Source organism: Pseudacidovorax sp. 1753 (assembly GCF_040544975.1).
Classification (GTDB): Bacteria; Pseudomonadota; Gammaproteobacteria; order Burkholderiales; family Burkholderiaceae_C; genus Xenophilus.
In genome coordinates this window covers 105,909-118,848 of the sequence record NZ_JBEPKY010000019.1, presented here as the reverse complement: position 1 = coordinate 118,848, position 12,940 = coordinate 105,909, and the positions used below count along the sequence as shown (strand labels likewise).

11 protein-coding genes are annotated in these 12,940 nt (G+C 70.0%); 2 read left to right on the top strand and 9 right to left on the bottom strand.

Going from position 1 to position 12,940, the window contains the following annotated elements; all coding sequences use genetic code 11:
- Positions 1-24 precede the first annotated feature (24 nt).
- The 7 genes from ABIC63_RS22430 to ABIC63_RS22400 form a co-directional block, all read right to left on the bottom strand.
- Positions 25-2,043, bottom strand: coding sequence for an acetyl/propionyl/methylcrotonyl-CoA carboxylase subunit alpha (locus tag ABIC63_RS22430; protein WP_354321434.1), 2,019 nt, complete (start codon positions 2,041-2,043; stop codon positions 25-27).
- Positions 2,009-2,716, bottom strand: a complete 708-nt coding sequence (locus ABIC63_RS22425; protein WP_354321433.1) for a DUF4126 domain-containing protein — start codon at positions 2,714-2,716, stop codon at positions 2,009-2,011. Before ABIC63_RS22425 ends, ABIC63_RS22430 begins: the two co-directional genes overlap by 35 nt.
- A gap of 10 nt (positions 2,717-2,726) precedes the next feature.
- On the bottom strand, positions 2,727-3,521 hold the full coding sequence (locus ABIC63_RS22420) for an enoyl-CoA hydratase/isomerase family protein (RefSeq protein ID WP_354321432.1): 795 nt from the start codon (positions 3,519-3,521) through the stop codon (positions 2,727-2,729).
- A 25-nt stretch (positions 3,522-3,546) separates the two neighbouring features.
- Positions 3,547-4,353, bottom strand: a complete 807-nt coding sequence (locus ABIC63_RS22415) for an alpha/beta hydrolase family protein (RefSeq protein WP_354321431.1) — start codon at positions 4,351-4,353, stop codon at positions 3,547-3,549.
- 160 nt (positions 4,354-4,513) lie between these two features.
- Positions 4,514-4,906 (bottom strand): type II toxin-antitoxin system VapC family toxin, encoded by a 393-nt coding sequence (gene vapC / locus ABIC63_RS22410; RefSeq protein ID WP_354321430.1) that lies wholly within the window; start codon positions 4,904-4,906, stop codon positions 4,514-4,516.
- The gene (locus tag ABIC63_RS22405; RefSeq protein WP_354321429.1) at positions 4,903-5,166 is read right to left on the bottom strand and encodes a type II toxin-antitoxin system VapB family antitoxin; all 264 of its coding nucleotides are present in this window, start codon (positions 5,164-5,166) and stop codon (positions 4,903-4,905) included. Before ABIC63_RS22405 ends, vapC begins: the two co-directional genes overlap by 4 nt.
- 46 nt (positions 5,167-5,212) lie before the next feature.
- Entirely contained in the window at positions 5,213-6,820 is a 1,608-nt protein-coding gene (locus tag ABIC63_RS22400; protein ID WP_354321428.1) for a carboxyl transferase domain-containing protein, read from the bottom strand.
- Between the two features lie 122 nt (positions 6,821-6,942).
- Here ABIC63_RS22400 and ABIC63_RS22395 point away from each other — a divergent pair, with 122 nt between their 5' ends.
- Positions 6,943-8,673, top strand: a complete 1,731-nt coding sequence (locus ABIC63_RS22395; RefSeq protein WP_354321427.1) for a Na+/H+ antiporter — start codon at positions 6,943-6,945, stop codon at positions 8,671-8,673.
- Positions 8,674-8,705: 32 nt separating this feature from the next.
- Here the strand turns inward: ABIC63_RS22395 and ABIC63_RS22390 are convergent, their stop codons facing one another.
- Positions 8,706-10,376, bottom strand: a complete 1,671-nt coding sequence (locus ABIC63_RS22390) for an AMP-binding protein (RefSeq protein WP_502935904.1) — start codon at positions 10,374-10,376, stop codon at positions 8,706-8,708.
- A gap of 140 nt (positions 10,377-10,516) precedes the next feature.
- The gene (locus tag ABIC63_RS22385) at positions 10,517-11,698 is read right to left on the bottom strand and encodes an isovaleryl-CoA dehydrogenase (protein ID WP_354321424.1); all 1,182 of its coding nucleotides are present in this window, start codon (positions 11,696-11,698) and stop codon (positions 10,517-10,519) included.
- Positions 11,699-11,815: 117 nt separating this feature from the next.
- Here ABIC63_RS22385 and ABIC63_RS22380 point away from each other — a divergent pair, with 117 nt between their 5' ends.
- Entirely contained in the window at positions 11,816-12,859 is a 1,044-nt protein-coding gene (locus tag ABIC63_RS22380) for an AraC family transcriptional regulator (RefSeq protein ID WP_354321423.1), read from the top strand.
- Positions 12,860-12,940 lie beyond the last annotated feature (81 nt).

Sequence of the window (12,940 nt, the reverse complement as noted above, 5' to 3'; positions counted from 1 at the left end):
GGCTGTGGAAGACAGCCCGCGATGCTACGCGGCCAGACGCAGAAGCTCTGCCCCCTCGGTGACCTGGTCGCCGGGCGCGAACAGCAGCTCGGCCACGGTGCCGTCGGCCGGCGCGGCGATGGTGTGCTCCATCTTCATGGCCTCCATCACCGCCAGCGGCTGGCCCTTGCTCACCGTGTCGCCCGCCTTGACGGCGAAGGACACCACCTTGCCGGGCATCGGCGCCGTCAGGCGCCCGCCTTCGGCCTGGGTGTCGCCGGCATGGGCGAGACGGTCGACGGCATCGATGCGGCCAGCGCCGGCCTGGCCGAACACATGCCACTGGTCCTGGTGGCGGTGCACGGCCAGCACCTCGCGGCGGCCGGCGAAGTCCAGCGACAGGCGGCCGTCGGGCAGCAGCGTCCAGGCCAGGTCGCCCGCGACCTGTGATTCGCCCTCGCTCACGCTCAGGTGCCGCGTGGCGCCCGGGCCGTAGCGCAGCAGCGCCGTGGCACCCTGGCCGTTGAAGTCGAAGGCGAAGGTGCGCGTGGCGAGCCCCAGGCCGCGCCAGCCGTCGGCACGGCCGAAGGGGCCGCCTGCAGCCGGCGCCGCCTCGTCGGCGAGCTGGCGGGCCACGACGCCCGCCGCCAGCAGCGGCAGGCCCAGGGGATCGCGGTCGAAGAGCTGCGCCCGCTCGCGCTCGATCAGCGCCGTGTCCAACCGCGCCTTCGAGAAGGATTCGGTGGCCAGCACGCCGCGCAGGAACTGCACATTGGTCGCCACACCCACGATCTGCACCTGCGCCAACGCGGCGTCGAGCCGGGCCAGGGCCTGCTCGCGCGTGTCGCCATGCACGATCAGCTTGGCGATCATCGAGTCGTAGTACGGCGAGATTTCGCCGCCCTCGCGCACGCCGTCGTCGATGCGCACATCGGCCCGCGCGAAGGCCGCGGCGGCGGGCTTGCGGTAGACCGTCAGCGGGCCGGTCGCGGGCAGGAAGCCCTTGTCCGGGTTCTCGGCGCAGATACGCGCCTCGATGGCGTGGCCGTGGATGCGCAGGTCGCCCTGGGCCAGGGGCAGCGGCTCGCCACTGGCCACGCGCAGTTGCCATTCCACGAGGTCCAGGCCGGTGATGGCCTCGGTGACGGGATGCTCCACCTGCAGCCGCGTGTTCATCTCCATGAAGTAGAAGGTCATGGTCTCGGGCGCGTCGTAGCCGCCGGTCTGCTCGACGATGAACTCGACGGTGCCGGCGCCCACGTAGTCCACGGCGCGCGCGGCATCGACGGCGGCCTGGCCCATGCGCTGGCGCAGCGCGGGCGGCATGCCGGGCGCGGGCGCTTCTTCCAGCACCTTCTGGTGGCGGCGCTGCACCGAGCAGTCGCGTTCGAACAGGTGCACATAGTGGCCCTGCGTGTCGCCGAAGACCTGGATCTCGATGTGCCGCGGGCGCTGCACGTACTTCTCGATCAGCACCGCGTCGTCGCCGAAGCTGTTGATCGCCTCGCGCTGGCAGCTGGCCAGCGCGGCGGCGAAGTCCTCGCTCTTCTCGACGATGCGCATGCCCTTGCCGCCGCCACCGGCGCTGGCCTTGATGAGCACCGGGTAGCCGATGCGGTCGGCCTCGCGCTGCAGCAGGGCCGGGTCCTGGTCGGCGCCGTGGTAGCCGGGCACCAACGGCACGCCGGCCTTCTCCATCAGCCGCTTGGACTCGGCCTTCAGGCCCATGGCCTGGATGGCCGAGGGCGGCGGGCCGATGAAGACCAGGCCCGCCTCGGCGCAGGCGCGGGCGAAGTCCTCGTTCTCGGACAGGAAACCGTAGCCGGGATGGATGGCCTCGGCGCCCGTGGCGCGGGCGGCCTCCAGGATGCGCTCCCAGCGCAGGTAGCTTTCCTTGGGGGCGTTGCCACCCAGGGCCACGGCCTCGTCGCAGGCGCGCACATGGTTGGCCTGCGCGTCGGCGTCGGAAAAAACGGCCACGGTGCGCACGCCCAGGCGGCGGGCAGTGGCGGCCACCCGGCAGGCGATCTCACCGCGGTTGGCGATCAGGATCTTCTTGAACATGAGGCAGGTCTCCGGACGATTTGTTGCCGCGGCCAGCGCGGGAAAAGGCAGGCGCGACACCCGGGTCGGGTCGGCCGCTGAAGATGCGCGTGAGGCGGCCGACGAGCGCCCGCAGGAAGCGCCAGCTCTTGCGGATCAGCCACACGCTGAGGACGAGCACCAACACCAGCGCCACCAGGAAGACCAGCGGATGCGCCAGCGCCAGCCACAGGCCGGCCGGCACCAGCGAGTCCTCGGCCAGCGAGGCGCCCACGTTGGTGAAGGGCTCGGGCGAGGTATTGATGGCCGCGCGCGTGGTGGCCTTGGCCGCATGGGCCGTGGCCGCGAAGCCGCCGCCCACCAGCGCCGCCACCACGGCCATGGCCGCATGGTCGGCACCGAACACCGAGGCCGCGAGCGCCGCGCCGGCCGGGATTCGGATCACCGTGTGAACCATGTCCCAGAGCGAATCCAGGCCCGGAATCTTGTCGGCGAAGAATTCGACGAAGACCAGAAAGCCACTGACGATCAGCACCACTGGATGCGACAGCGCCTGCAGCCCCGTGGGCAACGGCACCCAGCCCAGCCAGCCGGCCAGGCCCACCAGCAGCACCGCCAGGTACAGGCGCACGCCGCTGGCCCAGCCGAGGGCGGCGGCCAGGGCGAGCAGTTGGGGAAAGTCCAGACCGTCCATCGGCGGCCGATCAGCGTGCCTGCGCCCAGGCCGGCTTGCGCTTCTCCAGGAAGGCGCGCAGGCCTTCCTGGCCTTCTTCGCTGGCACGCAGGGCGGCGATGCGGCGCACCGTCTCGGCGGCCAGTTCGTCGTCGATGGGCTGGCCGGTCACGTCGCGCAGCAGGCGCTTGGATTCGGCCACCGCGCCGGGTGCAGCGGCCAGGATGTTCTTCAGCACCTCGTCCACCTTGGCGTCCAGCGCATCGGCGGGCACCACCTCGTGCACGAGGCCGACGCGATGGGCCTCGGCCGCGGTGAAGCGCTCGGCCGTGAGGAAGTAGCGCTGCGCCGCGCGCGCGCCCATCGCCCGGATCACGTACGGACTGATGGTGGCGGGGATGAGGCCGATCTTGACCTCGCTGAGGCAGTAATTGGCGCTGTCGGCGCTGATGGCCACGTCGCACACCGACACCAGGCCCATGCCGCCCGCGTACACGTCGCCCTGGATGCGCGCGATCACCGGCAGGCGGCTGTCGGCCAGCGTGCGCAGCATGCGCGGCAGGCCGGCGGCGTCCTGCAGGTTCTGCTCGGGCGTGAAGCTGGCGGCGCGCTTCATCCAGTTGAGGTTGGCGCCGGCGCAGAAGGCCGGGCCGCGCCCGCCCAGCACCACGGCCCGCACGCCATCGGCGGCCTGGGCCTGCGTGAAGGCCTCGGCCAGCTCGCGGATGAACACGTCGTCGATGGCGTTGCGCATCTCGGGCCGGTTGAGCCAGATGCGGGCCACCGGGCCGTCGATGTGCAGTTCGAGCGTGGTGAAGTCGGTCATGGCGTGTCTCGGTTGGTCGAAGGGTTCAGTCGCGCAGTGCCGGAAAACCCAACCGCTGCAGAAAGCCGGACACCACCGGCTGCCAGGCCTGCGGTGCTCGGGTGAAGGTGCTGTGACCGTCCTCGCCCTGCGGCGGGAACTGCACGAGCTCGCCATTGCCGCCCGCGGCGCGGAAGGCCGAGAACCACTGGCGCGGCCAGTCGGCGCCGAAGTACTGGTCGTTCTCGGCATACAGCCACAGCGTGGGGATGCGCACGCTGCGGCCGTAGCTGGCGAAGAGTTCGCCCATCTGCTGCGGCGAACAGGGCTGGCCAGCATGGGTACGCGGATTGCCGCCGCCCCCGCCAGCAAAGTTGATGGCGGCCACCACGCCGGGCGTGGCACGTGCCGCGGCGGCGATGGCCGTGGCCCCGCCATAGGACTGGCCCACGATGACGGCGCGCACCGGGTCCGCGCCCCGCATGGCGCGCACGGCGGCCAAGGCCGCGAGCGCCTGGTCGGCCGCAGCGCCGTAGCCGGCGGGATAGTCGCGCCGCTGGCAGGCACCGCTGTCCTCCACGTCCGGCCCGCCGCTCACGCCGTAGCCCACCCGCGTGGGCACGGTCACGATGAAGCCGTGGCGCACGAAGAAGCGGGAGGCCTCGTGGTAGCGCGCGCGGCCCAGCGCCGCGCGGCCGGCCGCGTCGACCGCCCGGCCGTGGTTGAGCACCAGCACCGGGGCGGGATGCGGATTGGCGTCGTCGTCGAACACGGTGACGCGGATGGTCTGGGCGACGCGTCGGCCCTGCATGTCCTGCACCGAGACAGGCACATCGAGCTGGGTCTCGCGCAACGTCGCATGCGCAGGAATGAGGAAAGCCGCCAGCGGCAGGGCCAGCCATGCGCGCCGGAGAGCACTGGCAATCGTCCGCAACAACGCCCGCCATACAGGGCCGCGCCCAACCGGCGGGCGGCTGGTGCGAGACGGATGGCGGTGACGTGGATGCATGACCTCAGTCCTTCCAGCCGTTCAGGCCGTTGATGCCGTCGAAATCGCGGTCGCCGTGCAGGAGCGCACAGCCATGCTCCACGCACCAGGCGGCGACCATCAGGTCGATGGGGCTGCGGACGGTGACGCCGCGCCGACGCTGCTGGCGGTAGATGTCGGCGGCGCGCAGGGCGACGGCTTCGCCGCCGGCCGTGGCGACAGGCAAGGCCGCCAAGGCTTCGCGTGCAAGGCGCCACTCCCGGTCGTGCGCAAAGCCGCGCAGCACCTCCATGAGAACCAGATCCAGCAAGACCAATTGGTCTTCGTTGCCCTCCATCAACTGCCGCAGGGCCGAGGTCTGAGACGTCTCCCGATTGCGGAAGAAGTCAATCCAGACACTGGAATCGACCGTCATCATGGCCGCGAGTGCCTCTTCGACACGTACGGCGCAGGCGCCGGCTCCTGGACGGCCTGCGGCTCGGCCGGCAGGCGCGTCCAGTCGATGCTCTCGTCGCCCATCCATTGCAGCTTGCCTCGCAATGCCAGCAGCTTCTGGTAGGCCTCGCGCCGGGCCAGCAACCGAAGGCCCTCTTCGACCGCTTCCTTCTTGGTCTTGAAGCCACCTGCGCGCATGGCGGCCTCCATGAGCGCGTCGTCGATCACGATGTTGGTCCGCATGGCACCCCCTATGTGTATGAAAACGGAAAATCATACACATCACTCATCACATGCGGAACACACCGAACTTGGGCTCCGGAATGGGCGCATGCCGCGCGGCGGCCAGGCCGAGCGCCAGCACGCGGCGGGTGTCGGCGGGGTCGATGATCCCGTCGTCCCACAGGCGCGCCGTGGCGTAGTAGGGATGGCCCTGGTCCTCGTACTGCTGGCGGATGGGCGCCTTGAAGGCCTCTTCCTCGTCCTTGGTCCACTGGCCGCCGCGGGCCTCGATGCCGTCGCGCTTGACGGTGGCCAGCACGCTGGCGGCCTGCTCGCCGCCCATCACGCTGATGCGGGCGTTGGGCCACATCCAGAGGAAGCGCGGCGAGTACGCCCGGCCGCACATGCCGTAATTGCCGGCGCCGAAGCTGCCGCCGATGATGATGGTGAACTTGGGCACGTTGACGGTGGCCACCGCCGTCACCATCTTGGCACCATGGCGGGCGATGCCCTCGTTCTCGTACTTGCGGCCCACCATGAAGCCGGTGATGTTCTGCAGGAAGACGAGCGGGATCTTGCGCTGGCCGCACAGCTCGATGAAGTGCGCGCCCTTCTGCGCCGACTCCGAGAACAGGATGCCGTTGTTGGCCACGATGCCGACCGGCATGCCCTCGATGGCCGCGAAGCCACAGACCAGGGTGGTGCCGAAACGGGCCTTGAATTCGTGGAACTCGCTGCCGTCGACGATGCGGGCAATGATCTCGCGCACGTCGAAGGGCTTGCGGGTGTCGGTGGGGATGACGCCGTAGAGTTCATCCGCCGAGTAGGCCGGCGGCAGCGCCCTGTCCGCCTCCTCGGAAGCCGGCGCTTGGGCATTGAGGTTGGCGACCGCCTCCCGCGCCAGCGCCAGCGCATGCAGGTCGTTCTGCGCCAGGTGGTCGGCCACGCCCGACAGCCGGGTGTGCACGTCGCCGCCGCCCAGGTCCTCGGCCGACACCACCTCGCCGGTGGCGGCCTTCACCAGCGGCGGGCCGCCCAGGAAGATGGTGCCCTGCTCCTTGACGATGATCGATTCGTCGCTCATGGCCGGCACGTATGCGCCGCCCGCGGTGCACGAGCCCATGACCACCGCGATCTGCGCGATGCCGTCCGCGCTCATGTTGGCCTGGTTGAAGAAGATGCGGCCGAAGTGGTCGCGGTCCGGAAAGACCTCGTCCTGGTTCGGCAGGTTGGCGCCGCCCGAGTCGACCAGGTAGATGCAGGGCAGCCGGTTCTGCGCCGCGATCTCCTGCGCGCGCAGGTGCTTCTTGACCGTCATCGGGTAGTAGGTGCCGCCCTTCACCGTGGCGTCGTTGCACACCACCATGCATTCCACGCCGCTCACGCGACCGATGCCGGCGATCAGGCCCGCGCCCGGCGCATCGCCGTTGTACATGGCGTGGGCGGCCAGCGGCGCGATCTCCAGGAAGGGCGAGCCCGGGTCCAGCAATTGCTGCACCCGGTCGCGCGGCAGCAGCTTGCCGCGGGCCGTGTGCTTGGCGCGCGCGGCCTCGCCGCCGCCCTGCTCCACCCGCGCGAACTGGGCGCGCAGGTCGTCCACCAGCGCGCGCATGGCCGCGGCGTTGGCCTGGAAGGCCTCGGATCTGGGATTGAGTTGGGAGACCAGTTTGCTCATGAATGTCCTTGGAGCCTGACGCGCAGCCGCGTGCCGCGCGAAGATGATGCGAACCCTCGGCGGCGCCGGGCACTCCAAGCCCGTCCTGCCCGCCCCTTCACGAAATCCAACAAGAAGAACCCGTGCACACCGTCGAAACCGTCCTGCTGGTGCTGATGCTCGGCGCACTCACCGGCATCGCCGCCCGCTACCTGCGGGCCATTCCGCTGCCATTGATCCAGATCGCCCTGGGCGCTGCCCTGTCCTGGCCGCAGCAGGGGTTGCACATCGCCTTCGATCCGGAGCTGTTCCTGCTGCTGTTCATTCCGCCGCTGCTGTTCGCGGACGGCTGGCGCATTCCGAAGCGGGAGTTCTTCGCGCTGCATCGGCCGATCCTCAAGCTGGCCTTCGGCCTGGTGGCCTTCACCGTGTTCGGCCTGGGCTGGCTGGTGCACTGGATGATTCCGGAGATGCCGCTGCCGGTGGCCTTCGCGCTGGCCGCGGTGGTCTCGCCCACCGACGCGGTGGCCGTCTCGGCCATCACACGGCGCCTGGGCATGCCGGCCAAGACCATGCATGTGCTGGAGGGCGAATCGCTGCTGAACGATGCCTCGGGCCTGGTGGCGCTCAAGTTCGCCGTCGCGGCCACGCTCACCGGCCTGTTCTCGTGGGCGCAGGTGACGCGCGAGTTCCTGTGGATCGCCCTGGGCGGCGTGGGCACCGGCACGCTGATGGGCTGGGGCTTCGCCCATGCCCGCGCCGCCGTCACCCGCCGGCTGGGCGACGTGGCGGCCACGCAGATGGTGCTGCTGCTCGTGCTGCTGCCCTTTGCCGCCTACATCGTGGGCGAACGCATCGGCGTCTCGGGCATCCTGGCCGCGGTGGCGGCCGGCATCGCCACCAACTTCGCCGACCTGGAGCGCAGCGAGTTCATCGCCGAGCGCATGCAGGCCGAAGGCACCTGGACCATGATCGAGTCGGCCTTCAACGGCGCCATCTTCCTGCTGCTGGGGCTGCAGCTGCCCTCCATCCTGCGCACCGTGGACGAAAGCAAGCACCACGGCGCCTGGACGCTGGTGGGCTATGTGCTGGTCATTTCGGCCGCGCTGCTGCTGCTGCGCTGGGTGTGGCTGCAGCTGGCCGTGCGCGGCAGCCTGCGGCGGGCGCACCGGGACGGGCGCATGGCCGAGCAGCCGTCCTGGCGCCTGACGCTCGCCACCACGCTGGCGGGCATCCGCGGCGCGGTGACGCTGGCCGGCGCCCTGTCGATTCCGCTGATGGTCGATGCCGACACGCCCTTTCCCTCGCGCGACCTGCTGGTCTTTTTGGCCACCGGCACCATCCTCGTCACGCTGCTGGTCGGCAGCATCGGCCTGCCACTGGTGCTGCGCCGCCTTCCCCAACCGGCCGAAGCGGCCGAGGTGCGCGAGGAGCGCGAGGCCCGCATCGCCGCCTGCCATGCGGCCATTTCCAGCCTGGTGCGCAGCCAGAAGGAGGTGAACGACGTCGATGCCGACACCGCCGCCCAGCGGCAGGAGATGGTCGGCCGCATCACCCAGCAGTACCGGGTGCGCCTGGAACTGCTGGACGACGACAGCGCCGCCGCCTCCACGCCCGAGACGCGGGCCGAGGAAGCCGAAGCCGTGCGCGCCCGCAAGCAGGGCTTCGTGCACGAGCTGGAGCTGCGCCTGGCCTGCCTGCAGGCCGAGCGGCATGCGCTGTATGGCGAGCGCCAGTCGCATCGCATCAACGACGCCTCGCTGCGCGAACTGGTGGGCGAGCTGGACATGGCCGAGGTGGCGCTGCGCAAGCGCCTGCGCGCCGCACGCCAGGCCGCGGGGCTGGCGCCGCATGGCCCGGCCTCGCGCGACTGACGCACCCTTGAACATCCCGCTCGCCAACAGCCTCATGCCGTCTTCTCGGCCTGAAGGCCCAGCTCGTCGGCCATCTGGTCGCGGATGCGGTACTTCTGGATCTTGCCCGTCACCGTCATCGGGAAGGCCTCGACGAAGCGGATGTACTTGGGCACTTTGTAGTGCGCGATCTGGCCCTGGCAGAAGGCGCGGATGTCGGCCTCGGTCGGCTGCTGGCCGGGCTTGGGAATGATCCAGGCGCACAGCTCCTCGCCGTACTTGCGGTCGGGCAGGCCCACCACCTGCACGTCCTGCACCTGCGGATGGCGGTACAGGAACTCCTCGATCTCGCGCGGGTAGATGTTCTCGCCGCCGCGGATCACCATGTCCTTGATGCGGCCGACGATGTTGACGTAGCCCTCGTCGTCCATGGTGGCCAGGTCGCCGGTGTGCATCCAGCCTTCGGCGTCGATGGCCTCGCGGGTCTTGGCCTCGTCGCCCCAGTAGCCGTGCATCACCGAATAGCCGCGGGTGCACAGCTCGCCGGGCTGGCCGCGCGGCACGGTGGCGCCCGATTCGGGGTCGACGATCTTCACTTCCAGGTGCGGCTGCACCGTGCCGACGGTGGAAACGCGCCGCTCCAGCGGCGTGTCGGTGCTGCTCTGGCAGCTCACCGGGCTGGTCTCGGTCATGCCGTAGGCAATGGTGATTTCGCCCAGGTGCATGCGGTCCACCACGCGCTTCATCACCTCGATGGGGCAGGCGGTGCCGGCCATGATGCCGGTGCGCAGGCTCGACAGGTCGAACTCGTCGAAACGCGGATGGTCCAGCTCGGCGATGAACATGGTGGGCACGCCATGCAGACCGGTGCATCGCTCGGCCTGCACCGCTTCGAGCGTGAGCAGCGGGTCGAAGCCGTCGTTGGGATACACGATGGCGCTGCCGTGCGTCAGGCACGCCAGGTTGCCCAGCACCATGCCGAAGCAGTGGTACATCGGCACCGGGATGCACAGCCGGTCCTCGGGGCCCAGCTTCATGCATTCGCCGATGAAGTAGCCGTTGTTGAGGATGTTGCGGTGCGTGAGCGTGGCGCCCTTGGGAAAGCCGGTGGTGCCGCTGGTGAACTGGATGTTGATGGGGTCGGTGGCTTTCAGCGTGGCCTGCACCTGGGCCACGCGCGGGTCGGCCGCATCGCCGCTGGCCAGCAGCTGCGAAAAGCGTGCGGTGGCAATGTCCGGCCCGGCTTCGTCGGCAGCGCCGGGGGCGTCGATCCACCAGATGTTCTTCAGGTCCGGCAGGCGCGCCGAGCCCAGCTCGCGCAGCATGGCCAGGTACTCGCTGGTCTTGAAGCGCGGCATGGTCACCAGCGCCTTGCAGCCCACCTTGTTCAGCGCGTACTCGACTTCCGACGTGCGGTAGGCCGGGTTGATGTTGACCAGCACCAGGCCCGCCTTCGCCGTGGCGAGCTGCATCAACACCCAGGCCAGGTTGTTGTGCGACCAGATGCCGATGCGCTCGCCCGGCTGCAGGCCGGCGCGCAGCAGGGCGCTGGCCAGGCGCGACGCCTGCGTCTGCAGCTCGCCGTACGACAGGCGCACGCCCTCGTGGCGGCTCACCAGCGCCAGCGCGTCGGGCTGGCGCGCGGCCATGGCGTCGAAGAAGTCGCCGATGGTCTGCTCGATCAGGGCGGGCTCGGTGGCGCCGCGGGCGTAGCTGTCGGTCATGTGCGTCTCCTTGTTGATCGATCCGGAGGCCGCGGAGCAGGCCATGCCAGTGGCACCCGCGGAACTGGCTTTGCCAGGCCGCCGGGTGCGTCCCCTTCAGGGGGTTGGCGTAGCGCGCAGCGCGAAGCCTGGGGGTGTGGTCATGCTGTCTCTGCGAACAGCTCGCGGCCGATGAGCATGCGGCGGACCTCGCTGGTGCCGGCGCCGATCTCGTAGAGCTTGGCGTCGCGCCACAGGCGCTCGACCGGGAAGTCCTTGGTGTAGCCCACGCCGCCCAGGGCCTGGATCGCCTCGCCGGCCATCCAGGTGGCCTTCTCGGCGGAGTACAGGATGGCGCCGGCCGCGTCCTTGCGGAAGGTGCGCGCATGGTCGGCCGTGTCGCAGGCCCGGCCCACGGCATACACGTAGGCACGGCAGGCCTGCCAGGTGCTGTACATGTCGGCGATCTTGCCCTGCATCAGCTGGAACTCGCCGATGGCCTGGCCGAATTGCTGGCGCTCGTGGACGTACGGAATCACCGCATCCATGCACGCCGCCATGATGCCCAGCGGCCCGCCGGAGAGCACGGCGCGCTCGTAGTCCAGGCCGCTCATCAGCACCTTGGCGCCGTTGCCCTCGCCGCCCAGGATGTTCTCCTCGGGCACCTCGCAGTTGTCGAAGAACAGCGGGTAGGTGTTGCTGCCGCGCATGCCCAGCTTGTCGAGCTTGGTGCCGGCAGAAAAGCCCTTGAAGCCCTTCTCGACCAGGAAGGCGGTCATTCCGCGTGCGCCCATCTCGGGCTCGGTCTTGGCGTAGATGACCAGCGTGTCGGCATCGCCGCCGTTGGTGATCCACATCTTGCTGCCGTTGAGGACGTAGTAGCCGTCCTTCTTGTCGGCGCGCAGCTTCATGCTCACCACGTCCGAGCCGGCGTTGGGCTCGCTCATGGCCAGCGCGCCCACGTGCTCGCCACTGACGAGCTTGGGCAGGTACTTCTTCTTCTGCGCCTCGTTGCCGTTGCGGTGGATCTGGTTGACGCACAGGTTGGAATGCGCGCCGTACGACAGGCCTACCGAGGCGGAGGCGCGCGACACCTCTTCCATGGCGACGATGTGGGCCAGGTAGCCCAGTTCGGTGCCGCCGAACTCCTCCTTCACCGTCATGCCGTGCAGTCCCAGGCTGCCGAGCTTGGCCCACAGGTCGCGGGGGAAGAGGTTCTCGCGGTCGATGTCCGCGGCACGCGGCGTGATCTCGTGGGCGCAGAAATCGGCGATGGCCTCGCGCAGGGCGTCGATGGTGTCGCCCAGGCCGAAGTCCAGGCCGGGCAGGCGTTGTGCGGACATGCGTCGTCTCCGTGGAAGTGTGCGAAAGCCGGTTCAGCTTACGCCGGAGGGATTCCCATTTGGCGACACAATGGTTGCAAATCCCGCCATCGCCCGGCGCCTCGGGTTATCCACTAGATGCCCTCTCCCCGCTTCCTCAAACCCCAGCGTGCGGCCACGCCCATGGCCTTCGTGCGAGCCATCGTGCAGGGCTATGCCCGCTACGGCGTAGACCCCGGCGCGGCCCTGCGCGCGGCACAGATCACGCCGCGCGAGCTGTGGCGGCCCGAGGCCCGCGTCACCGCGGCGCAGTTCGAGGCGCTCAACGAGCACGCCATGCAGGAGCTGGACGACGAGGCCCTGGGCTGGTTCAGCCGTCGCCTGCCCTGGGGCAGCCACGGCATGCTGTGCCGCGCCTCGATCACGGCGCCGGACCTGGGCGTGGCCATCAAGCGCTGGTGCCGCCACCACCGGCTGCTGGTGGACGACATCGCGCTGCGGCTGGAGGTAGAGGGCGAGGTCGCCTCGGTGTGGATCGAGGAGCGCCGCCCGCTCGGCAGCTTCCGCGAGTTCTGCCTGGTCTCCAGCCTGCGCTTTCTGCATGGCTTTGCCAGCTGGGCCATCGACTCGCGGCTGTGGCTGCAGGAGGCGCACTTTCCCTTCGACGCCCCACCGCATGCCGATGCCTACGGGCTGATGTTCAGCGGGCGCCTGCACTTCGGCGCCGCGCAGGCGGGCTTTCGCTTCGACGCGCGCTACCTGGCGCTGCCGCTGCTGCGCGACGAGGCCGCCCTGCGCACCATGCTGCGCCGCGCCCTGCCGCTGACGGTGCTGCAGTACCGGCGCGACCGGTTGCTGGGCCAGCGCGTGCGTGAGGCGCTGCGCACCCATGGCGCCCAGGCCTCGACCGCGGAGGGGCTGGCGGCGCTGCTGCACATCTCCAGCCGCACCCTGCACCGGCAGCTGCTGGCCGAAGGGCTGAGCCTGCAGGGCCTGAAGGACGAGGTGCGCCAGCAGCAGGCCATCGAGCTGCTGCAGCGCACCGCGCGGCCGGTCAAGCAGGTGGCGCTGGCGGTGGGCTTTCGCAACGAGAAGAGCTTTTCGCGCGCCTTCCGCGAATGGACGGGGCAGAGCCCCGGCGCCTTTCGGGCCGCGGCGGCGCAGCAGAACCCGCAGGGCTGATGGGCAGCCCCTTCTCTGTCATCACTGCCCTGGCCTGACCACCCCGCGCATGACCGGGCCACCCATTGCTGAATGACGCCC